The organism is Pseudomonas parasichuanensis, from assembly GCF_021601385.1.
Classification (GTDB): Bacteria; Pseudomonadota; Gammaproteobacteria; order Pseudomonadales; family Pseudomonadaceae; genus Aquipseudomonas; species Aquipseudomonas parasichuanensis.
Map to the genome: position 1 here is coordinate 18,313 of NZ_BQHO01000027.1, position 22,659 is coordinate 40,971.

Consider the following 22,659-nt stretch of genomic DNA (forward strand, 5'->3'; position numbering starts at 1 on the left):
CCGCCGCCATGACCCGTGACCTTGCGCGCTGGCCCCTGCGCCTGGCGTCGCTGCTGGCCTGCCTGCTGTTCTGGCAGCAGGCCGCGAGCCACAAGCTGGACCTGCTGCTGTTCACCTTCACCTACGTACCCACGCCCGGCGCGGTGCTCGACGCCGCCTGGCAACTGCTGGCCTCCAACGCCCTGCTGGCGCACCTGGGCAGCAGCCTGGCGCGGGTATTTGCCGGTTACGGCGTGGCGGCGTTGCTGGGGGTGGGCCTGGGCTTGCTGATCGGCCGCTCGAAGTGGCTGGAGGACACGCTGATGCCGCCGCTGGAGGTGCTGCGGCCGATCCCGGCGGTGGCCTGGATCCCGCTGGCGATCCTGATGTTCCCCTCGTCGGAGCTGTCGATGGTGTTCATCACCTTCACCGGTGCGGTGTTCCCGATCCTGCTCAACACCGTGCACGGCGTCGAGGCCATCGACCCGCGCCTGGTGGCCTCGGCGCGCAGCCTGGGCGCCGGGCGCGGGGCGATCCTGCGCGAAGTGGTGCTGCCGGGCGCGTTGCCGAGCATCGTCACCGGGCTGGCCATCGGCATGGGCACCTCGTGGTTCTGCCTGGTGACCGCCGAGATGATCGCCGGGCAGTTCGGCATCGGTTACTACACCTGGGAGTCCTACACCTTGCAGAACTACCCCGACATCATCGTCGGCATGCTGCTGATCGGCGTGCTGGGCATGGGCAGCAGCGCGCTGGTCAAGCGCCTCGGCGCGCTGGCCACGCCCTGGATACGGAGGAGCGCGTGATGAGCCGTTATCAACAGGTGCCCGGGCGTATCGAAGCGCTGGGTCTGTCGATTCGCCTGGGCCATGGGCGTGATGAGTTCGAAGCGGTGCAGGCGCTGGACTTTGCCATCGCCCCGGGCGAGTTCGTGTGCATCCTCGGGCCGTCCGGCTGCGGCAAGTCCACGTTGCTCGGCGCACTGGCCGGGCACCTGACGCCGGCTGTCGGCCAGCTGTTGGTGGACGGGCAAGCGGTCGACGGCCCTTCGCCGCAACGGGGCATGGTGTTCCAGCATCACACGCTGCTGCCTTGGCGCAGCGTGCTCGACAACGTGGCCTTCGGCTTGAAGATGCAGGGGCAGGGCAAGGCCGAGCGCCAGTTCAAAGCGGCCGAGATGCTGCAACTGGTCGGCCTGGGTGACTTTGCCCAGCGTTGGCCCAGCCAGTTGTCCGGCGGCATGCAGCAGCGCGCCGAAATCGCCCGGGTACTGATCAACCGCCCACGCCTGCTGCTGATGGACGAGCCCTTCGGCGCCCTCGATGCGCAGACCCGCGCGCGCATGCAGGAACTGCTGCTGGATATCTGGGCGCGCATCCGCACCACCGTGGTGTTCGTCACCCATGACATCGACGAAGCGTTGTTCCTCGCCGACCGCATCCTGGTGATGAGCCCGCGCCCCGGCCGCTTCATCGAAGACCTGCGCCTGGACTTCACCCGCCCACGGCGCGCGAGCCTGCTGACCAGCCCCGAATTCACCCACCTCAAACGCCATTGCCTGGCGCTGCTGCGCCATGAAGAAGGCCGCGAACTGCCGCGCCTGACACCGTTGGGCCTGCCCGACACCGACCATCCTCCGCTGCGGATTGCGCTATGACTGATCGAATCACTGACAACCCCGACATCATCGACCTGCTGCCACGCCTGAACGACCGTGATGCCGGCGTGCGGCGCATCGCCCTGATCGAACTGGCCGACCTGGAAGACCCGGACGGCCTGCCCTGGCTCACCGACGCGCTGTTGGTCGACGCCAACGCCGAAGTGCGCGCCGAGGCCGCGCGGCTGCTCGAAGCCTGGGAGGAGCCAGAGGTAGTGCAGGGCCTGTGCGCCGCACTGGCCGACCCCGCCGAGCCGGTGCGCCTGGCGGCCGCCCAGAGCCTGAGCGAGCTCAAGACCCAGCAGGCCGGGCAACTGATCCTGCCCTGGGCCAGCCATGCCGATGCTTTCGTGCGGGCCAGCGCCTTGCGCGCCCTGCGCGAGCTGCGCCTGGAGGATGCCGCGGTGCCAGCGTTGAAAGCACTGGGGGATGTTGATGCCGGCGTGCGCCGTGAAGCGGTGGGTATCCTAGGCTGGCTCAAGCACGCGCCGGCCTTGCCCGCGCTGGCACAACTGGCGGCCAACGAGCCGGATACCGACGTGCGTCGCGCCGCCATTGGCGCGTTGGGCCTGGCCCGGGACGCCCGGGTGCTGCCGGCGCTGATCGGCGCCCTGGCCGATGAGGCCTGGCAGGTGCGTGAAGAGGCGGCGACCACCCTGGGCAAGGTCGGCCAGGCTGAAGCGGGCCAGGCCTTGATCGCGGCGCTGGCCGACAGCTACTGGCAGGTCCGCTTGCGCGCGGCGCGGGCCTTGGGCCGGCTGCGCCATGGCGCGGCGCTGGATGGGCTGGCGCAGTTGCTGGGCCATGGCATCGCCAACCTGCGCAAGGAGGCGGCGCTGGCGCTGGGCGAGCTGGGTGAAGCCCGGGCATTGCCGGCGTTGCGGGCGGCCGAGGCCGACAGCGACCCGGAAGTGCGCAAGGCCGTGCGCATTGCCCTGGCGCAGTTGCAGGGAGCGGTGTGATGGACGCGCCCAGCGCTTTGCGCAACCGACGCGAACGCGGCGAGCTGCTGGTGCAGTGGGGTGAGGCTGAGCAGGTGATCAGCCACGCCCGGCTGCGCGGTGCCTGCCCGTGTTCACAATGCCGGGCGGCGCGGCTGAAAGGTGCGATTTCGCTGGTGGGCGAGGATGTGCGGGTGGCGCGCATCGAGGCCCAGGGGTATGGGGTGCAGCTGGTGTTCAGCGATGGGCATGAGCGGGGGATTTACCCCTGGGATTACCTGCGCAGTCTCGGTTGACCGCTCCGCCATCATCCCCTGTAGGCGCGGCCTTGCGCCGCGAAAGGGCCGCAACGCGGCCCCAGGATTTCAGCGTGAAAGCAACAATGGTCGGGGCTGCTTCGCAGCCCTTTCGCGGCACAAGGCCGCTCCTACACAGGCGATGAGGCCAGTGCAGGCCACCTGCTTCTAGAGCGCGATCAACTCCGGCCGCAACCCTTCCACCCGTTGCACCGCCGGCCGCAGATACCCGCCATCGCCGGTAATCTGGTGCAGCACCTTCTCGCGCAAGCCATGCAGCGCCACCCCGGTGCGTTGGCGCGGATGCGGCAGGCCGATCTGCACCACCGCCTTGATCCGCCCCGGCCGCGGCTCCAGCACCACCACCCGGTCGGCCAGGTAGGTCGCTTCTTCGGCATCGTGGGTCACCAGCAGAATGGTCACCCCCGAGCGCTCGCGAATCGCCAGCAGCTCGTCCTGCAGTTGCTGGCGGGTCAGTGCATCCAGGGCGCCGAACGGCTCGTCGAGCAGCAGGATGCGCGGGCTGGCCACCAGCCCCCGGGCGATCGCCACGCGCTGGGCCATGCCACCGGAGAGCTGGTGCGGGTAGGCCGATTCGAACCCGACCAGCCCCACCAGTTGTACGAACTCATGCACCCGGCGGGCGCGCTCGCCCTGGGTGAGTTTATCGTTGACCAGGCCCAGGCCGATGTTCTGCGCCACGGTCAGCCAGGGGAACAGGCGGTGCTCCTGGAACACGATGCCGCGTTCACCGCCGATGCCGCTGACCACCTGGCCATCGACGCGGATCTGGCCGCTGTAGTCGTTGTCCAGGCCCACCAGCAGGCGTAGCAACGTGGACTTGCCGCAGCCCGACGAGCCGACGATGGCGATGAATTCGCCCTGCTCGATCGCCAGGTCGAAATCGCGGATGGCTTCGAACGGCTGGCCGTCCACGCTGAAGGTCTTGCCGACCTTTTCGAAGCTGACCAGCGGCGGTGTGGCGTCAGGTTGGTTGGCCGCTGGCAGGGCCGGGGTGATGAAGGCGTTCATGCGGATCTCCAGCGCGTGGCGCGCGATTCGAGGCGTTGGCCGAGGTGGCCGAGCAGGGCGCCGACCAGGCCGATCAGAACCATGGCGGCCATCACCTGGTCCATGCGGAACAATTGCTGGGCGCCGATCATCAGGCTGGCGATACCGCCGTCCGAGGGCATGAAGTATTCGGCGCCGATGGTGCCCAGCCAGGCGTAGATCAGCGACAGGCGCAGGCCGGCGAAGATCGCCGGCGCGGCGCCCGGCAGCACCAGCAGGCGCAAGCGCTGTGGCAAGCCCAGGCGCAGCGCCTGGGCGGCCTCGCCCAGCTGCGGCGACAGGCTGGCGATGCCGCGCTGGGTGGCGATCAGCAGCGGGAAGAACGCGGCCAGGGCGACAAACACCAGCTTGGCGCCTTCCCCCAGGCCGAACCAGGCGGTGAGCAGCGGCACCCAGGCAAACAGCGCCACCTGGCGCAGCGCCGACAGGCTCGGGCCAAGCAGGCGCTCGCTGTGTTGCGACAAGCCCAGCAGCAGCCCCAGGGCAAACCCAGCGCCGCCCCCCAGCAGCAACCCGGCCAGGGTGCGTTGCAGGCTCAGGCGCAAGGCTTCGCTCAGCGATCCATCCAGCAGCCCGGCAGACAGGCTGCGCAGGACATCCAGGGGTGAGGCAAGGATGTTGGCGTCTACCCAGCCAAAGCTGTTGGCGGCCTGCCACAGGCCCAGCAGCGCTGCCGGCAACAACAGGCTCTGCCAGCCCTTGGCCACAGCGCCACGCGGCTGCTCGCCGGTGGCCGGTTGCGGCCAGTACAGCAGGCTGCGCTCAAGGCGCGAAAAGCCTCGGTCCATCAGCGCGCCAACCAGGCCGATCAACAGGATGCAGAGGAACACCAGGTCGAGCATGAACAGCTGGCGGCCCCAGACCATCAGGTAGCCGATGCCTTCGCTGGAGGCCAGCAGCTCCACCGCCAGCAGCGACGTCCAGCCGGTGGCCAGGGCCAGGCGTACGCCGGCAAGAAAGGCGGGCAGGGCGGCTGGCAGCAGCAGGCGCAGGAACAGCAGGTGCGCCGGCAGGCGCAAGGTGGCGGCGGCTTCGCGCAGCTTGGGTTGGGCGTCGCGCACGCCGACCAGGGTGTGCAGGGTGACCGGTACCACCACCGCCTTGACCAGCACCACCAGCTTGAGCACTTCGCCAATGCCGAAGAACAGCATGAACAGCGGGATCCAGGCCAGCGTGGGGATTTGCGCGAGGGCCACGAAGGTCGGCAGCACCAGTGTCTGCGCCCGCCGCGAAGCCCCCAGCCAGGTGCCCAGCAGCAGGCCACTGCCGATGCCCGCCAGCAAGCCCCACAGCAGGCGTTGCAAGCTTATCCACAGCTGGCTCCACAGCTCCCCGGAACCAAACTCCAAGGCGCTCTGCCAGACCAGCGACGGCGCCGGCAGGATCTGCTCGCTCATCCAGTGCTCGCGGCTGGCCACCACCCACAACGCCGCCAGCAGCACCGGCATCACCCAAGGCAACACGGCATGGCTGTTGTAGCAGCGGCCTTGCGCCGCGAAAGGGCCGCGCAGCGGCCCCGGAAGCCACCTGGGCTTGCTCAAAAATCCGCTCATCAGGCCATCTCCCAAACGGTTCCTTGTTTATTCATTTATGGAATTAAAAATTCACAAAAATAACATTCAAGGGATAAGAGCATGCGCCCCCTGCATCGGGAAGCCCCAACCCGTTGCGTTTTCCTCATATTTTCCATGCGCTGCCTGCAAGCCAGCCCAAGACCCGCATGGCCGCTGATTTATGCCTTCTGGTTACTGAAGAATGACGTATTGATCTTTGTAGGTTCTAACCAGACCCGCCTAGCTTCTGGCCAAAGCGCCGGCCATCGCCGGTGGCAGCCTGCCAAGGAGCCTTGCCATGAAAACCCCCTTTCGCCATCTGCTCACCCCATTGCTCGCCGGCTTGCTGAGTGCCCTGCCGCTGGCGGCGCAGGCCGCCCAGCCCGACGTGATCCGTATCGCCGTGCCCGACCTCAGCGCCGGCAGCAAGCCCAGCGCTGGCGGCGTGGTCGATGTGCTGCGCGACCAGCAGTTGCTGGAAAAAGAGTTTGCCAAGGACGGCATCCGTATCGACTGGCGCTTCTTCAAGGGCGCCGGCCCCGTGGTCAACGAAGCCCTGGCCAACGGCCAGGCCGACTTCGCCTACCTGGGTGACCTGGCCGCAATCATCGGCAAGGCCAATGGCCTGGACACCCGCGTGCTGTCGGCCGGGGTGCGCGGGGTGAAGAGCTACCTCGGTGTGGTGCCGGGCTCGGGCATCCACAGCCTGGCGGACCTCAAGGGCAAGCGCGTGGCGGTGTTCCGCGGCACCGCCAACCAGCTGTCGTTCGCCAGCGCCCTGGCCAGCCAGGGACTATCCGAGCGTGAGCTGAAAGTCATCAACCTGGACTTCAACGCCGCCAACGCCGCGCTGGCGGCCAAGCAGATCGACGCTACCTGGGGGCTGTCCAACCTGCTGTCGCTGCGCGAGCGCGGCCTGGTCGAACTGCCGGTCAACTCCCGCGACCTGAAAGGCGCCGGCAGCACCCAGGCGGTGCTGCTGGGTACCGGCGACTTCATCCGCCAGCACCCCGAGCTGGTGCAGCGCCTGGTCAATGCCCAGCTGCAGGCGGTGAAGTGGCTGCGCGACGAGCACAACCGCGATGCCTACATCGACCTGGTGGCCACCACCGCCAACTGGCCAAAAAGCATCCTGCGCGATGACCTGGCCCAGGAAAACCTCGCCGCCTATTTCGACCCGCGCCTGGACGCAGGCTTCGTCGGCCTGCTGCAACAGGGCGTGGACCTGGCCGCCAAGGAGCGCCTGATCCGCCGGGATTTCCAGGTAAGCGAGTGGGTCGAACCGCGCTTCCTCGATGCCGCGCTGCAACAGGACCAGGCCGTGCAGGCCGCCCGCTGATTCAAAACCCCGACAAAAACCGTGAGGACCACGACCATGAGCAATGCCGCACTGGCTACCGCGCCACACACCCTTGAGCTGGATATCCACCCCGTTGCCGGGCGCATCGGCGCCGAGATTCGTGGCGTGAAACTGTCCGCCGACCTCGAGCCGGCCATCATCGACGCCATCCAGGCGGCGCTGGTGCAGCACAAGGTGATCTTCTTCCGCGGCCAGGACCACCTCGATGACATCGGCCAGGAGGCCTTCGCCCAACTGCTGGGCGAGCCGATCGCCCACCCCACGGTGCCGGTGGTGGACGGCACCAGCTACCTGCTCCAGCTCGATGGTGCCGAGGGCCAGCGGGCCAACTCCTGGCACACCGACGTGACCTTCGTCGATGCCTACCCCAAGGCCTCGATCCTGCGCAGCGTGGTGGCCCCGGCTTCGGGCGGCGACACGGTGTGGGCCAACACGGCCGCCGCCTACCAGGAGCTGCCCGAGCCCCTGCGCGCGTTGGCCGACCAGCTATGGGCGGTGCACAGCAACGAGTACGACTACGCCAGCGTGAAGCCGGACGTGGACCCGGCCAAGCTCGAGCGCTACCGCAAGGTGTTCACCTCGACGGTGTATGAAACCGAGCACCCGGTGGTGCGGGTGCACCCGATCAGCGGCGAGCGGGCGCTGCAGCTGGGGCATTTCGTCAAACGCATCAAGGGCTATTCACTGGCCGATTCGCAGCACCTGTTCGCGGTGCTGCAAGGGCATGTGACGCGCCTGGAGAACACCGTGCGCTGGCGCTGGCAGGCGGGGGATGTGGCGATCTGGGATAACCGTGCCACCCAGCATTACGCGGTGGATGACTACGGCACCCAGCCGCGTGTGGTGCGCCGGGTCACCCTGGCGGGCGAAGTGCCGGTGGGGGTGGATGGGCAATTGAGCCGGACTACCCGTAAAGGTTGAGACCACAAAAAGGGTCGCTTGCGGCTAATGCCAGTCAGCTAAGCCACATTTGGGGCTGCTTCGCAGCCCTTCGCGGGTAAACCCGCTCCCACAGGATCGCGCATTTCGCGACATATGCGCCGTACCTGTGGGAGCGGGCTTGCCCGCGAAGGGCCGCAGAGCGGCCCCTTCTGTGTACTGCAGGGTTTACTTGTCACCCTCGTGGGTCAGCTCCAGCACCCGGTCCACCAGCTTGTAGATGCCGCCAGCCGCTTCGCTGATCGACTTGGCCAGCATGTAGGCCGGGGTGGTCACCAGCTTGCGCTGGGTGTCTTCGACGATGTCATGCACATCGCACTCTTCGTGGGTGCCGCCCATCTTCACCACGGCGGCGCTGGTGCCCTTGTCGTTACCGATGGTGCAGACCACGCCTGGGCCATAGATCTTGGCGGCCAGGGCCGGCGAGATGCAGATCAGGCCGACCGGCTTGCAGGCGTCGGCGAAGGCTTCGGCCAGCGCCAGTACGTCGGGGTTCACGGTGCAGTTGGCACCTTCGACAGCGAAGTTGGAGAGGTTCTTCGCCGCGCCGAAACCGCCGGGCACGATCAGCGCATCGAAGTCCTCGACCTTGGCTTCGCGAATGTCCTTCACTTCGCCCCGGGCGATGCGTGCCGACTCGACCAGCACGTTGCGCGACTCGGGCATCTGTTCCCCGGTCAGGTGATCGATCACATGCATCTGCGCAATGTTCGGTGCGAAGCACTGCACCTGGGCGCCGCGCTGGTCGAGGCGCAGCAAGGTGATCACGCTCTCGTGGATTTCGGCGCCGTCATACACGCCACAGCCGGAAAGGATCACCGCAACTTTCTTCGTCATGCTCATTACTCCAGTGTCGAGGCGCTAAATGTCCTCTAGTTTGGCAGATGTGGCCATAGGGGTTCAGGCAGGCGCGGCCTAATCTCTTGCGACAACCCTGGAGACTGCCGCCGATGGACCTGATTCTGCTGGCTGTGCCGATGTTCTTTGTGCTGATCGCCGTGGAGCTGGTCGCCGACCGCGTGCGCGGCCAGCGCAATTACCAGCTGGCCGACTCGATCAACAGCCTCAGCACCGGCGTGCTGTCGACCAGTACCGGCCTGCTGACCAAGGGCGTCGGGCTGCTCACCTATGCCCTGGCCTGGGAGCACCTGGCGCTGCTGCGCCTGCCGGCCGAGGCCTGGTGGGTGTGGGTGGGGGCCTTTGTGCTCTACGACTTCTGCTACTACTGGCTGCACCGCATGGGCCACGAGCGCAACGTGCTGTGGGCCGCGCATTCGGTGCATCACCAGAGCGAGGAATACAACCTCACCACGGCGTTGCGCCAGACCAGCAGCGGCTTCATCTTCTCGTGGATCTTCTACTTGCCGCTGGCGCTGCTCGGCGTGCCGCCGGTGGTGTTCATCACCGTGGCGTCGCTGAACCTGCTGTATCAGTTCTGGGTGCACACCCGCCATGTGCCCAAGCTGGGCTGGCTCGAATGGGTGCTGATCACGCCGTCCAACCATCGTGTCCACCATGCGCAGAATCCTCGCTACTTGGATTGCAACTACGGCGGTGTGTTCATCTTCTGGGACCGGCTGTTCGGCACGTTCCAGGAGGAGGACGACGATGAGCCGGTGATTTTCGGCGTGACCACGCCGCTGGCCAGCTGGAACCCGTTGTGGGCCAACCTGCAGTTCTATGCGCAGCTCTGGGCGGATGCCCGGCGCACCGATCGTGTGTGGGACAAGCTGCGTATCTGGTTCATGCCCACCGGTTGGCGCCCGGCGGATGTGGCGGCGGCGGATCCGCACCCCAGGCAGGACCTGGCGCGCTTTCGCAAGTTCGCCATCCCGCTGCGCGGCCTGCAGCAGTTGTATGTGGTTGTGCAGTTCGCGGTTTACGTGGCGCTGGGCAGCTACTTGATGGACGTGGCCGAGCGTGTGCCCTTCGCTGCCCTGGTGCTGGGCTGGGCGGTGATGGCGTTCGGCTTGTTCGTGTTGGGCGCGGCGCTGGAAGACCGGCCCTGGGCGGGGCGCATGGAACTGTTGCGGTTGCTTGCGAATGCGCCGGCACTGTACCTGGCCGGCGCTTCGGGGTTAGTGCTGGTCACGCCCCTGGCCTGGGGACTGCTCCTGGCTTACAGCCTGCTCAGCGGGTGCTTCCTGGCCTTCTGCCGCCGCGCGGCGCTCGGCGCGCTGGGTACGGAAGCGGCGGCGCAGCCAGAGCACCAAGCCCAGGCCCAGCAGGGCGCCGAGCACCCATAGCTCGTACTTCTTGATGCTGCCCAGCATGCCTTCGAGGATGGCGCCGAAGTGGTAGGCGGCCAGCCCGAGGGCCAGGGCCCAGACGGCGGCGCCGATACCGTTGAGCAGCAGGTAGCGGCGTGGCGGGTAGCCGGACAGGCCGATGGCCACCGGCATCACCGTGCGCAGGCCGTAGACGAAGCGGAAACTCAGGACCCAGAGGTCGGGGTGGCGGCGGATGTGTTCCAGCGCCCGGTCACCCATGGCCTGCCAGCGCGGTTTGCGGGCGAGGATCTTGCGCCCGTGGCGGCGGCCCATGAAGTACCACAGTTGGTCGCCCGCATAGCTGCCGCAGAACGCCACCAGCACCACGAGCTTGATGTCCATGTATTCGCGGAACGCCAGAAAACCTGCGAGCACGAGGATAGTCTCGCCTTCGAAGAACGTGCCGAGAAACAGGGCGAAATAGCCGAAATCGTTCAGGAATTGTTGAAGCATTTTCTGACGTGCTGGCGAAATGAACGCGCAGCCTACCCCTTCGTGCTCGTTCGGGAAAGTGTCCAAATGTGTCTCGACGTGAACATTTCCTACAAGGACAATGTCTGCGGCCACGAGTCGCAGGGTTGCCCTAGGGTGTAACACAGGCGTCATAATGGCCGCTTATAACTGTCGCGCTCGCCCGCCTGCGCGGGCTCAGGAGTCTGCCGTGAGCTTTACCCTCGCCAACCGTCTGTTTCCTGCCACCCGCCTGCGTCGCAACCGCCGGGACGACTTTTCCCGTCGCCTGGTTCGCGAAAACACCCTGACCGTCGATGACCTGATCCTGCCGGTATTCGTGCTGGACGGCGACAACCGTCGCGAAGAGGTGCCGTCGATGCCGGGCGTCGAACGCCTGTCCATCGACCTGCTGCTCGAAGCCGCACAGGGCTGGGTAGAGCTGGGCATTCCGGCGCTGGCGCTGTTTCCGGTAACGCCGACCGAGAAGAAATCCCTCGATGGCGCCGAAGCCTGGAACCCGGACGGCATCGCCCAGCGTGCCACCCGCGCCCTGCGTGCGCGCTTCCCGGAACTGGGGGTGATCACCGACGTGGCGCTGGACCCGTTCACCACCCACGGCCAGGACGGCATCCTCGATGAAGAGGGTTACGTTCAGAACGACATCACCGTCGACGCCCTGGTGCGCCAGGCCCTGTCCCACGCCGAGGCCGGCGCCCAGGTGGTCGCCCCGTCCGACATGATGGACGGGCGCCTCGGTGCGATCCGCGAGGCCCTGGAAGTGGCCGGCCACGTCAACGTGCGCATCATGGCTTACTCGGCCAAGTACGCCAGTGCCTACTACGGCCCGTTCCGCGATGCGGTCGGTTCGGCGCTGAACCTGGGCAAGGCCAACAAGGCGTCCTACCAGATGGACCCGGCCAACAGCAACGAAGCCCTGCACGAAGTGGCCCTTGACCTGGCCGAAGGCGCCGACATGGTCATGGTCAAGCCGGGCATGCCGTACCTGGACATCGTCACGCGGGTCAAAACCGAGTTCAAGGTGCCGACCTTCGCCTACCAGGTCAGCGGCGAGTACGCCATGCACATGGCTGCGATCCAGAACGGCTGGCTCAGCGAAGCCGTGATCCTTGAGTCCCTTACCGCATTCAAACGGGCAGGTGCCGATGGCATCCTGACTTATTTCGCCGTGCGCGCCGCTCAAATGTTGAGAGGGCAGTAACGCCCTCACAGGAATCTCAGATGAATAACGAAGTGCTCACACCTGTCGCGATCAAGGATGCCCAGGCCGTGCCCGAAGAGATGGTGCAGACCCCGCCCGACCTGCCAGCGGCAGCAGAGGCCGAGCCTGCGCCCGTGGTCGAGGCCGTGGCCCCCGCGCCGGCGCCGGCCCCGGCGATCGCCGTGCCGAGCCTGGACGACAGCAGCCTGTACATTCATCGCGAGCTTTCCCAGCTGCAGTTCAATATCCGCGTGCTGGAGCAGGCGCTGGATGAGTCGTACCCGCTGCTCGAGCGGCTGAAGTTCCTGCTGATCTTCTCCAGCAACCTGGACGAGTTCTTCGAGATCCGCGTGGCGGGCCTGAAGAAGCAGATCAACTTCGCCCGTGAGCAGGCGGGCGCCGACGGCCTGCAGCCGCACCAGGCGCTGGCACGGATCAGCGAGCTGGTGCATTTCGAAGTGGAGCGCCAGTACGCGATCCTCAACGACGTGCTGCTGCCAGAGCTGGAAAAACACCAGATCCGCTTCATCCGCCGCCGCTACTGGACGCCCAAGCTCAAGGCCTGGGTGCGCCGCTACTTCCGCGACGAGATCGCCCCGATCATCACCCCGATCGGCCTCGACCCGACCCACCCGTTCCCGCTGCTGGTGAACAAGAGCCTGAACTTCATCGTCGAGCTCGAAGGGGTCGATGCCTTCGGCCGCGACTCGGGCCTTGCGATCATCCCGGCGCCGCGCCTGCTGCCGCGGGTGATCCGCGTGCCGGAAGAGGTCGGGGGTGCTGGCGACAACTATGTGTTCCTGTCGTCGATGATCCACGCCCACGCCGATGACCTGTTCCAGGGCATGAAGGTCAAGGGCTGCTACCAGTTCCGCCTGACCCGTAACGCCGACCTTGCGCTGGACTCCGAAGAGGTCGACGACCTGGCCCGTGCCCTGCGCGGCGAGCTGTTCTCGCGCCGTTATGGCGATGCGGTACGCCTGGAGGTGGCCGACACCTGCCCGAAACACCTGTCCGACTACCTGCTCAAGCAGTTCAGCCTGAGCGAGAGCGAGCTGTACCAGGTCAACGGCCCGGTCAACCTGACCCGCCTGTTCAGCATCACCGGCCTCGACAGCCACCCGGAGCTGCAGTACACGCCGTTCACCCCGGCGATCCCCAAGCTGCTGGTGAATGCCGACAACATCTTCAGCGTGATCGGCAAGCAGGACATCCTGCTGATGCACCCGTTCGAGTCGTTCACCCCGGTGATCGACCTGTTGCGCCAGGCCGCCAAGGACCCGCACGTGCTTGCCGTGCGCCAGACCCTGTACCGTTCGGGCGCCAACTCGGAGATTGTCGACGCCCTGGTGGACGCGGCGCGTAACGGCAAGGAAGTCACGGCGGTGATCGAATTGCGCGCACGCTTCGACGAAGAGTCCAACCTGCAGATGGCCAGCCGCCTGCAGGCCGCCGGCGCGGTGGTGATCTACGGGGTGGTGGGCTTCAAGACCCACGCCAAGATGATGCTGATCCTGCGCCGCGAGCAGGGTGAGATCGTGCGTTATGCGCACCTGGGCACCGGCAACTACCACGCCGGCAACGCCCGCCTGTACACCGACTACAGCCTGCTGACCTCCGACGACGCCCTCACCGAGGACGTCGGCAAACTGTTCAGCCAGCTGATCGGCATGGGCAAGACCCTGCGCATGAAGAAGCTGTTGCACGCGCCGTTCACCCTGAAGAAGGGCATGCTCGACATGATTGCCCGGGAGACCCAGTTCGCCCTGGACGGCAAGCCTGCGCACATCATCGCCAAGTTCAACTCGCTGACCGACGCCAAGATCATCAAGGCGCTGTACAAGGCCAGCCAGTCGGGCGTGCGCATCGACCTGGTGGTGCGTGGCATGTGCTGCCTGCGCCCGGGCATCCCGGGGGTGTCGCACAACATCCACGTGCGCTCGATCATCGGCCGCTTCCTCGAGCACACCCGGGTGTTCTACTTCCTCAATGGCGGCGAGGAGCAGATCTACCTGTCCAGTGCCGACTGGATGGAGCGCAACCTCGACAAGCGTGTGGAGACCTGCTTCCCGGTGGAAGGCAAGAAATTGCTGCTGCGGGTGAAGAAGGAGCTGGAAGGCTACCTGACCGACAACACCCAGGCCTGGACCCTGCAGCCGGACGGGCGCTACGTGCGCAGTTCGCCGACCGGCAACCAGAACCCGCGCAGTGCCCAGGCGACGTTGCTGGAGCGGTTGAGCAACCCGGTGTTGAACGTACGCTAGGTGTGATGGCGAGCCGCTTCCCCTGTGGGAGCGGCTTCAGCCGCGAAGCAGGCGACGCGATGGATGGCACCGGCTACGCCGGTGTTCGCGCCTAAAGCCGCTCCCACATGGATCGCGCCATCTTCGAGGCCTGTGCTGTTCCTGTGGGCGCTTCGGTTCGCCGCTGCGACTTGCCAGCGATGAGGCCAATGCAAGCAACACAAGACAGTTGCTCCCACAGGTCCCTGCTACACCAGGCTTTCAACGTACGCTAAGAACGAACCCAACCCGAGCCAGCCACTCCGCCTCGTTGGCGAAGTCGGCCTGGGTCAGTTGGTTCTGCTCCAGCCAATCGTTAGGGAACACCACCTCAAGGCTGTTCTCCCCGGCCTGCAGCTCCACCTTGGGCATCTGCTGGGTGCCGCGGATGTGGTGGAACAGGATGGCGAAGCGCAGCAGCACGCACAGGCGAATCAGCTTGACGCCTTCGTCGCCGAATTCGGCGAACTTGTCCTTGGGGATGTTGCGGCGGTGGCCACGCACCAGCAGGGCCATCATCTGCTGGTCCTCGCGGGAGAAGCCCGCCAGGTCGGAATGCTCGATCAGGTAGGCGCCGTGCTTGTGGTAGTGGTAGTGGGCGATGTCCAGCCCCACTTCGTGCACTTTCGCCGCCCAGCCCAGCAGATCGCGCCAATTACCCTCTTCAAGGTCCCATGCCGCAGCCACCTGGTCGAAGGCGTGCAGCGCCTTGCGCTCGACGCGCGCGGCCTGGCCCTGGTCGACGTGGTAGCGCTCCATCAGCGAGTTCAGGGTGCGTTCGCGCACGTCTTCATGGTGGTGGCGGCCCAGCAGGTCGAACAGCACGCCTTCACGCAGGGCGCCGTCGCAGTGGTCCATGCGCGCCAGCTCCAGGGCGTCGAAGATCGCTTCGAGGATCGCCAGGCCAGCCGGGAAGATCGCCCGGCGGTCGGGCTTGACCCCTTCGAAGTCGATCTTGTCGGTTTCGCCCAGCTTGAACAGTTTGCGCTTGACCCAGGCCAGGCCCTCGGCGTTGACCTCGCCGTTGCCCAGGCCGCCGGCCTTGATCGCCGCGCCGATGGCACGGATGGTGCCGGACGAGCCGATGGCTTCGTCCCAGGTCAGGCGGTGCAGGGCGTTCTCGATGCTCATCAGCTCCAGGCGCGCGGCGGTGTAGGCCTGGGCATAGCGCGCCGGGGTGACCTTGCCATCGCGGAAGTAGCGCTGGGTGAAGCTCACGCAGCCCATCTGCAGGCTTTCGCGCAGCAGTGGCTCGAAGCGCTGGCCGATGATGAACTCGGTGCTGCCGCCGCCGATGTCGGCGACCAGGCGCTTGCCGGGGGTGTCGGCGAGGGTGTGGGAAACCCCCAGGTAGATCAGTCGCGCTTCTTCACGGCCGGAGATGACCTCGACCGGGTGGCCGAGAATGGCTTCGGCGCGCAGGATGAATTCATTGCGGTTACGCGCTTCGCGCAAGGCGTTGGTGCCGACGATGCGCACCGCGCCGGCCGGCATGCCGTTGATCAGCTGGGCGAAGCGTTTGAGACACTCCAGGCCCCGTTGCATGGCTTCTTCGCTGAGCTTGCGCTCCTCGTCGATGCCGGCAGCGAGCTGAACCTTTTCCCCGAGCCGCTCAAGAATGCGGATTTCCGTGTGATGGGCCTTGGCCACGACCATATGGAAGCTGTTGGAGCCCAGGTCGATGGCGGCGATCAGAGACAGGTTCTTCGCGGTGGTATGCGGCATGGTCTGGGGGTTCTCGGTCGTTAACCTGGCAATCGTGCCACGATCGTGGCCATCCGCCAACGCGCAGCACTGCAAGGCTTTGATGCATGGCAATGTGATAGCGATGTTATGACGGCGATATGACAGTTTCGATTCGTGGGGTCTTGCACAACTATAGATACAGTCAATCGTCCGTGGCTTCCTGTAGCCAGCCGGTGCCGCTATCATGGGCCACGTTTTTTTGCTTACGACCTGGAGATATCCATGAGCAGCGATCTGATCAAACACGTCACCGATGCCACCTTCGACGCCGAAGTACTGCAGGCTCAAGGCCCGGTGCTGGTGGACTACTGGGCTGAATGGTGCGGCCCATGCAAGATGATCGCGCCCGTGCTGGACGACATCGCCTCCACCTACGAAGGCAAGCTGACCGTCGCCAAGCTGAACATCGACGACAACCAGGAAACCCCGGCCAAGCACGGCGTGCGCGGTATCCCGACGCTGATGCTGTTCAAGAACGGCAACGTCGAAGCCACCAAGGTCGGCGCCCTGTCCAAATCGCAGCTGGCCGCGTTCCTCGACGCCCACCTGTGATGTGAAAAAGCCCCGCAAATGCGGGGCTTTTTTTTGCTCGTGAGGGCGGCGCGAGTCCTGTGGGAGCGGGTTTACCCGCGAATGCGCAGGTGAGTCCGGGGCCGTCTTCGCGGGTAAACCCGCTCCAACAAGGTTCGATTTCCACAGGCAAGACCACTAGACGTCGAAAAAAGCAAGTGTTACATTCGGCCTCGCACTGCTTCTTTCAGTGCCCTCTGCACGCCGTCGCCGAAGCATCCCAATTCGAATCAGTACGCGATCCTGTCGCCATCTAGCGGCGCGGCCTCATTAAGCCAAAGCTTAACTCTCCCTTCTTACATGATTACGTCACTCCCCTTATGAACCTGACTGAACTCAAGCAAAAGCCGATTACCGATCTTTTGGAAATGGCCGAACAGATGGGCATCGAAAACATGGCCCGTTCGCGCAAACAGGACGTGATTTTCGCCCTGTTGAAGAAGCACGCGAAAAGCGGCGAAGAGATCTCGGGTGACGGCGTGCTGGAGATTCTCCAGGATGGTTTCGGTTTCCTGCGTTCCGCTGATGCCTCTTACCTGGCCGGCCCCGACGATATCTACGTTTCGCCCAGCCAGATCCGTCGCTTCAACCTGCGCACCGGCGACACCATCGTCGGCAAGATCCGACCACCGAAGGAAGGGGAGCGTTACTTCGCCCTGCTGAAGGTCGACACGATCAACTTCGATCGCCCGGAAAACGCGAAGAACAAGATCCTGTTCGAAAACCTGACGCCGCTGTTCCCCAACAAGCGCCTGAAGATGGAAGCCGGTAACGGTTCCACCGAAGACCTCACCGGTCGCGTCATCGACCTGTGCGCGCCAATCGGCAAAGGCCAGCGTGGCCTGATCGTCGCGCCGCCAAAAGCCGGTAAGACGATCATGCTGCAGAACATCGCGGCCAACATTACCCGCAACAACCCCGAGTGCCACCTGATCGTCCTGCTGATCGACGAGCGCCCGGAAGAAGTGACCGAGATGCAGCGCACCGTGCGCGGCGAAGTGGTCGCCTCCACCTTCGACGAGCCACCAACCCGCCACGTGCAGGTTGCCGAAATGGTCATCGAGAAGGCCAAGCGCCTGGTCGAGCACAAGAAGGATGTGGTCATCCTGCTCGACTCCATCACCCGTCTGGCCCGTGCCTACAACACCGTGATCCCGAGCTCCGGCAAGGTGCTGACCGGTGGTGTCGATGCTCACGCCCTCGAGAAGCCGAAGCGCTTCTTCGGTGCCGCGCGCAACATCGAAGAAGGCGGCTCGCTGACCATCATCGCCACCGCGCTGGTCGAGACCGGCTCGAAGATGGACGAAGTGATCTACGAAGAGTTCAAGGGCACCGGCAACATGGAGCTGCCACTGGACCGCCGCATCGCCGAGAAGCGTGTGTTCCCGGCCATCAACATCAACAAGTCCGGTACCCGCCGCGAAGAGTTGCTGACCGCCGACGACGAACTGCAGCGCATGTGGATCCTGCGCAAGCTGCTGCACCCGATGGACGAAATCGCCGCCATCGAGTTCCTGGTCGACAAGCTCAAGCAGACCAAGACCAACGACGAGTTCTTCCTGTCGATGAAGCGTAAGTAAGCGTTTCAGGCCGGCATTGATTGGGGCTGCTTCGCAGCCCATCGCGGCACAAGGCCGCTCCTACAGGATTATGCATTCCCCTGTAGGAGCGGCCTTGTGCCGCGATGGGTCGCAAAGCGGCCCCAAGTCATTTTTGGCCTTTACCCCGCCAACGGCGCTACACTCTGCCCTCCGACCGACACGCCCCCCACACGAGGCCCTTGCATGCAGTATCGCGATTTGCGCGACTTCATCCGTGGCCTGGAACAGCGCGGTGAACTCAAGCGCATCCAGGTTCCCATCTCCCCTGTCCTGGAAATGACCGAAGTCTGCGACCGCACCCTGCGCGCCAAGGGCCCGGCATTGCTGTTCGAAAAGCCCACCGGCTTCGATATCCCGGTACTGGGCAACCTGTTCGGCACCCCCGAGCGCGTGGCCATGGGCATGGGCGCCGAGTCGGTCAGCGAACTGCGCGAGATCGGCAAGCTGCTGGCGTTCCTCAAGGAGCCCGAGCCGCCGAAGGGCCTGAAGGACGCCTGGTCGAAACTGCCGATCTTCAAGAAGGTCGTGTCGATGGCGCCAAAGGTGGTCAAGGATGCTGTGTGCCAGGAGGTGGTGGTCGAGGGCGATGACGTCGACCTCGGGCAGCTGCCGATCCAGCACTGCTGGCCTGGCGACGTGGCGCCACTGATCACCTGGGGCCTGACCGTCACCCGCGGCCCCAACAAGGACCGGCAGAACCTCGGTATCTATCGCCAGCAGGTGATCGGCCGCAACAAGGTCATCATGCGCTGGCTGAGCCACCGCGGCGGTGCCCTGGACTACCGCGAGTGGTGCGAGAAGCACCCCGGCCAACCCTTCCCGGTGGCCGTGGCCCTGGGGGCGGACCCTGCGACCATCCTCGGGGCCGTGACCCCGGTCCCGGACACCCTGTCCGAATACGCCTTCGCCGGCCTGCTGCGTGGCAACCGCACCGAGTTGGTGAAATGCCGTGGCAGCGACCTGCAGGTGCCGGCCACCGCCGAGATCATCCTCGAAGGTGTGATCCACCCGGGTGAAATGGCCCCGGAAGGCCCGTACGGCGACCACACCGGTTACTACAACGAGGTGGACAGCTTCCCGGTGTTCACCGTCGAGCGCATCACCCATCGGCAAAAACCGATCTACCACAGCACCTACACCGGCCGGCCACCGGATGAACCGGCGATCCTCGGCGTGGCGCTGAACGAAGTGTTCGTGCCGATCCTGCAGAAGCAGTTCCCCGAGATCACCGACTTCTACCTGCCGCCGGAAGGTTGCTCGTACCGCATGGCGGTGGTGACCATGAAAAAGCAGTACCCCGGCCACGCCAAGCGCGTGATGCTGGGTGTCTGGTCGTTCCTGCGACAGTTCATGTACACCAAGTTCGTTATTGTCACCGACGACGATATCAACGCCCGCGACTGGAACGATGTGATCTGGGCCATCACCACGCGCATGGACCCCAAGCGTGATACGGTGATGATTGACAACACCCCCATCGACTACCTCGACTTCGCGTCGCCGGTGTCGGGGCTGGGGTCGAAGATGGGCCTGGATGCCACGCACAAATGGCCGGGCGAGACTACACGCGAATGGGGCCGGGTCATCGTCAAGGACGAGGCCGTCACCCGCCGTATCGATGAGCTGTGGGATCAGTTGGGAATAGATTGATGCAGGTAACCTTGCAGCCGTCCGGCGCGGTGCTGGCGGTGGAACCGGGCGAAAGGATTCTGGATGCGGCGCGGCGCCTGGGCTACGACTGCCCGAACAGCTGCCGTAACGGCAACTGCCATGTCTGCGCCGCGCTGTTGGTGGAAGGGCGTATCCGCCAGGAAGGCGTCATTCGCGATCACGGTGAGCTGTTCACCTGCATCGCCGAGCCGCTGGAGGACTGTGTCTTGCTGTGGGACGGTGTGCTGGCCCTGGGCGAGCTGCCGGTGCGCAAACTGGCTTGCACCGTCAGCGAGTGCGTCGACGTCGGCGGCGATGTCTGGCGCGTGCGCCTGCGCGCGCCGGCGGGCAAGCCGCCGCGCTACCACGCCGGGCAATACCTGATGATCGAGCGTGAAGGGGCGGACAAGGCCGCTTTCTCGCTGGCCTCTGCGCCCCATGGCGGGCGTGAGCTGGAGCTGCATGTGCTGGCCCGCGAAAGCAGCGCCGTGCAGTTGATCGAGCAGTTGCGCCGCAATGGCCTGGCGCGCATCGAGCTGCCCTTCGGTGATGCGCACCTGGCCGAACTGCCCGATGGCCCGTTGGTGCTGATTGCCGCCGGTACCGGCATGGGCCAGATGCACAGCCTGGTCGAGCACTGCCGCGCCCAGGGCTTCAAGCACCCGGTACACCTGTACTGGGGCGTGCGCCGGCCCGAGGACTTCTACCAGATCGAACACTGGGCCGAGTGGGAGCGGCTGCCCAACCTGTTCCTGCACAAGGTAGTCAGTGACCTGTGCGGTTGGGAAGGGCGTTGCGGCCTGTTGCACGAAGCGGTCTGCGAAGACATCGGCGACCTCAATCAGGTGCACGTCTACGCCAGTGGCTCACCGAACATGGTCTACGCCACCCTCGATGCCCTGGTGGAAGCCGGCATGGACCCTCACCGCATGCGCGCCGACGTCTTCGCCTACGCGCCCCGTGGTTGAAGCACCAAGGCACGCCGCAAGGGCGTGCCATGTTTAATAACCAACCTATTTAATTTCGGATATATAGCGGTAACTCTTGCCGTTGCCGAAAATAACTTTCGCTATACTCGTAATACTTGTTTCCGTTCGGCGGAATATTGAATGAAACTTCCTGTGCAGGCTTGAGTGCCAGGTGCATTTTGCCTTAGGTTGGCGGCAGGCCCAGTCGCACAGCTCCTGCGAAGGCACTGGTACAGGCAGCGCACACCGCTTTTCGGTAGTTCACAGGGAATCATGGCGGCAGCTCATGTCGACACTTGAAAGTTCGTCCTGGCAAATCTCCTATCCCCCGTCGCTCGACTTCGGGCAACAACTGACCCGCGAACAACTGCAGCACTCGATGCAGCAAACAATGGCTCAACACACGGGTGGCCCGGTGTGGCTGTTCGCCTATGGTTCGCTGATCTGGCGCCCTGAGTGCAATTCGGTCGAGCGCCAGCGGGCGCGGGTGCATGGTTATCACCGTGGGCTTTACCTCTGGTCCCACGAGCATCGCGGCACCCCGGAATGCCCGGGGCTGGTGTTCGGCCTTGATCGGGGCGGTTCGTGCAGTGGTTTCGCCTACCGCCTGGACGAAGCCAACCTGGACGATTCGCTGATGGCCCTGTGGCAACGCGAGATGCCGTACCCGGCCTATCGCCCGCACTGGCTCAGTTGTCGGCTGAGTGACGGCAGCAAGGTGCAGGCCCTGGGTTTTGTGCTGGAAAGGCACCTGCCGTGCTATGCGGGCAACCTGCCGGACACCCTGTTGAGCCAGATCCTCGCCAGTGCCACAGGGCGCTATGGCACCACGCGCGAATATGTGGAGCAGACGCTCAATGCCCTGCGCAGCCACCAGATGCCGGATCGCAACCTGGAGGCGCGGTTCAGGCGCTGCCATAACCTGCGTGAGGTCTGATTCATAAGTTGGTCGTGCTGGCGCTTTCGCGGGTAAACCCGCGAAGATGCGAGCAGGGTTTCAGCAACCTTACCTGGCCACCACCACCAACTTACCCACAGCCTGCCGCTGCGCCAGCCGCTCGATCGCCGCGCCCCCTTCAGCCAATGCATAGGTCTGCGACACCAGCGGCTTGAGCTTGCCCTCGGCATGCCAGGCAAACAGCTGGCGGAAGTTGGCCGCGTTGTCCTCCGGCTGGCGTTGGGCGAACGCGCCCCAGAACACCCCGATCACCGCCGCGCCCTTGAGCAGCGCCAGGTTCACCGGCAGCTGCGGGATCGTGCCGCTGGCAAAGCCCACCACCAGCAGCCGCCCGTTCCACGCCAAACCGCGCACAGCCTGGTCGAACAGCGCGCCGCCCACCGGGTCGTAGATCACGTCCACCCCCTGGCCGCCGGTCAGGCGCTTGATCTCGTCCTTCAGGCTGGCCTGGCTGTAGTCGATCAGCTCATCGGCTCCGGCCGCCTTGGCCACCGCCAGCTTGTCGGCGCTGCTGGCGGCGGCGATCACCCGCGCCCCCAGGGCCTTGCCGATTTCCACCGCAGCCAGGCCCACGCCTCCGGACGCGCCCAGCACCAACAGCGTCTCGCCGGCCTTGAGCTGGCCACGCTGGGTCAGCGCGTGCATCGAGGTGCCGTAGGTCATGCCGAAGGCGGCGGCGGTGGTGAAGTCCATACCTGCCGGGAGCGGCTGTACGTTGTAGTACGGCACCGCCACCTGCTCGGCGAAGGCGCCCCAGCCGGTCAGGGCCATGACCCGGTCGCCGACCTTGAACGCGCCGGCCTTTTCCCCGACTGCGGCGACCACCCCGGCCGCCTCGCCGCCGGGCGAGAACGGCAAGGGCGGCTGGAACTGGTACTTGCCTTCGATGATCAGGGTGTCGGGAAAGTTGACCCCGGCGGCGTGCACCTCGAGCAGGATCTCGTTCTTCTTCGGCGCAGGGCTTGCGACCTCTTCCAGAACCAGGTCCCGCGCCGGGCCCAGGGCTTTGCACAACAAGGCTTTCATCAGGGCTATTCCTTTGCGAGTGGTGGCCGATAAGTGTAGGAGGGCCGCTTTGCGGGTCAACGAGCATGGCCCGCCCTGATGTGCCGGCATAAGCCCGGGCTTGGGTTTGCCCGGCGCGCT

At 65.3% G+C, this 22,659-nt stretch carries 19 protein-coding genes and 1 pseudogene; 14 read left to right on the plus strand and 6 right to left on the minus strand.

Annotation, left to right across the window (positions count from 1 at the left end; translation table 11 throughout):
* Window positions 1-8: 8 nt before the first annotated feature.
* Genes L6D77_RS19750 through L6D77_RS19765 form a run of 4 tightly spaced genes read left to right on the plus strand, consistent with a single transcriptional unit; the run spans window position 9 to window position 2,873 of the window.
* Window positions 9-785 carry an ABC transporter permease gene (locus L6D77_RS19750; RefSeq protein WP_232883189.1) on the plus strand — a complete coding sequence of 259 codons (777 nt, stop codon included), beginning with the start codon at window positions 9-11 and terminating at the stop codon, window positions 783-785.
* Window positions 785-1,636, plus strand: coding sequence for an ABC transporter ATP-binding protein (locus L6D77_RS19755; protein WP_232883190.1), 852 nt, complete (start codon window positions 785-787; stop codon window positions 1,634-1,636). Before L6D77_RS19750 ends, L6D77_RS19755 begins: the two co-directional genes overlap by 1 nt.
* A complete protein-coding gene (locus L6D77_RS19760) occupies window positions 1,633-2,598 on the plus strand; it encodes a HEAT repeat domain-containing protein (protein WP_232883191.1) in 966 nt (321 codons plus the stop codon). Before L6D77_RS19755 ends, L6D77_RS19760 begins: the two co-directional genes overlap by 4 nt.
* On the plus strand, window positions 2,598-2,873 hold the full coding sequence (locus L6D77_RS19765) for a DUF971 domain-containing protein (RefSeq protein WP_232883192.1): 276 nt from the start codon (window positions 2,598-2,600) through the stop codon (window positions 2,871-2,873). The genes L6D77_RS19760 and L6D77_RS19765 overlap by 1 nt, the downstream gene beginning before the upstream one ends.
* Before the next feature lie 168 nt (window positions 2,874-3,041).
* Here L6D77_RS19765 and L6D77_RS19770 read toward each other — a convergent pair whose 3' ends face one another.
* Window positions 3,042-3,905, minus strand: coding sequence for an ABC transporter ATP-binding protein (locus tag L6D77_RS19770; protein ID WP_232883193.1), 864 nt, complete (start codon window positions 3,903-3,905; stop codon window positions 3,042-3,044).
* The gene (locus L6D77_RS19775) at window positions 3,902-5,497 is read right to left on the minus strand and encodes an ABC transporter permease (protein WP_232883194.1); all 1,596 of its coding nucleotides are present in this window, start codon (window positions 5,495-5,497) and stop codon (window positions 3,902-3,904) included. The genes L6D77_RS19770 and L6D77_RS19775 overlap by 4 nt, the downstream gene beginning before the upstream one ends.
* A gap of 298 nt (window positions 5,498-5,795) precedes the next feature.
* Here L6D77_RS19775 and L6D77_RS19780 point away from each other — a divergent pair, with 298 nt between their 5' ends.
* Complete coding sequence (locus L6D77_RS19780) at window positions 5,796-6,836, plus strand: ABC transporter substrate-binding protein (RefSeq protein ID WP_232883195.1); 1,041 nt, start codon at window positions 5,796-5,798, stop codon at window positions 6,834-6,836.
* A 36-nt stretch (window positions 6,837-6,872) separates the two neighbouring features.
* Window positions 6,873-7,778, plus strand: coding sequence for a TauD/TfdA dioxygenase family protein (locus tag L6D77_RS19785; RefSeq protein ID WP_232883196.1), 906 nt, complete (start codon window positions 6,873-6,875; stop codon window positions 7,776-7,778).
* Between the two features lie 186 nt (window positions 7,779-7,964).
* On the opposite strand, the gene elbB is transcribed toward L6D77_RS19785, so the two are convergent.
* A complete protein-coding gene (gene elbB, locus L6D77_RS19790; protein WP_232883197.1) occupies window positions 7,965-8,633 on the minus strand; it encodes an isoprenoid biosynthesis glyoxalase ElbB in 669 nt (222 codons plus the stop codon).
* A 140-nt stretch (window positions 8,634-8,773) separates the two neighbouring features.
* On the opposite strand from elbB, the pseudogene L6D77_RS27315 reads away from it, so the two are divergent.
* A pseudogene (locus L6D77_RS27315) lies at window positions 8,774-9,373 on the plus strand (sterol desaturase family protein); the annotation flags it as partial.
* A gap of 501 nt (window positions 9,374-9,874) precedes the next feature.
* Here the strand turns inward: L6D77_RS27315 and L6D77_RS19800 are convergent.
* Complete coding sequence (locus L6D77_RS19800; protein ID WP_232883198.1) at window positions 9,875-10,519, minus strand: DedA family protein; 645 nt, start codon at window positions 10,517-10,519, stop codon at window positions 9,875-9,877.
* A 208-nt stretch (window positions 10,520-10,727) separates the two neighbouring features.
* Between L6D77_RS19800 and hemB the strand changes: the two genes are divergently transcribed.
* Window positions 10,728-11,738, plus strand: a complete 1,011-nt coding sequence (hemB, locus tag L6D77_RS19805; RefSeq protein WP_232883199.1) for a porphobilinogen synthase — start codon at window positions 10,728-10,730, stop codon at window positions 11,736-11,738.
* Window positions 11,739-11,758: 20 nt separating this feature from the next.
* Window positions 11,759-14,002: a polyphosphate kinase 1 gene (gene ppk1 / locus L6D77_RS19810; protein ID WP_232883200.1), complete on the plus strand. Its 2,244-nt coding sequence runs from the start codon at window positions 11,759-11,761 to the stop codon at window positions 14,000-14,002.
* 240 nt (window positions 14,003-14,242) lie between these two features.
* On the opposite strand, the gene ppx is transcribed toward ppk1, so the two are convergent.
* Window positions 14,243-15,745 carry an exopolyphosphatase gene (gene ppx / locus L6D77_RS19815; protein WP_232883201.1) on the minus strand — a complete coding sequence of 501 codons (1,503 nt, stop codon included), beginning with the start codon at window positions 15,743-15,745 and terminating at the stop codon, window positions 14,243-14,245.
* Between the two features lie 243 nt (window positions 15,746-15,988).
* Here ppx and trxA point away from each other — a divergent pair, with 243 nt between their 5' ends.
* From trxA to L6D77_RS19840, 5 genes are all read left to right on the plus strand, one after another.
* Complete coding sequence (trxA, locus tag L6D77_RS19820; RefSeq protein WP_054894093.1) at window positions 15,989-16,318, plus strand: thioredoxin TrxA; 330 nt, start codon at window positions 15,989-15,991, stop codon at window positions 16,316-16,318.
* Between the two features lie 338 nt (window positions 16,319-16,656).
* Entirely contained in the window at window positions 16,657-17,916 is a 1,260-nt protein-coding gene (gene rho / locus L6D77_RS19825; RefSeq protein WP_011536308.1) for a transcription termination factor Rho, read from the plus strand.
* A 204-nt stretch (window positions 17,917-18,120) separates the two neighbouring features.
* On the plus strand, window positions 18,121-19,587 hold the full coding sequence (gene ubiD / locus L6D77_RS19830; RefSeq protein WP_232883202.1) for a 4-hydroxy-3-polyprenylbenzoate decarboxylase: 1,467 nt from the start codon (window positions 18,121-18,123) through the stop codon (window positions 19,585-19,587).
* A complete protein-coding gene (locus tag L6D77_RS19835) occupies window positions 19,587-20,555 on the plus strand; it encodes a CDP-6-deoxy-delta-3,4-glucoseen reductase (protein ID WP_125462166.1) in 969 nt (322 codons plus the stop codon). The genes ubiD and L6D77_RS19835 overlap by 1 nt, the downstream gene beginning before the upstream one ends.
* 286 nt (window positions 20,556-20,841) lie before the next feature.
* Window positions 20,842-21,492, plus strand: a complete 651-nt coding sequence (locus L6D77_RS19840) for a gamma-glutamylcyclotransferase (RefSeq protein ID WP_232883203.1) — start codon at window positions 20,842-20,844, stop codon at window positions 21,490-21,492.
* 69 nt (window positions 21,493-21,561) lie between these two features.
* Here L6D77_RS19840 and L6D77_RS19845 read toward each other — a convergent pair whose 3' ends face one another.
* Complete coding sequence (locus L6D77_RS19845) at window positions 21,562-22,539, minus strand: NADPH:quinone oxidoreductase family protein (RefSeq protein ID WP_232883204.1); 978 nt, start codon at window positions 22,537-22,539, stop codon at window positions 21,562-21,564.
* Between the last annotated feature and the right edge of the window lie 120 nt (window positions 22,540-22,659).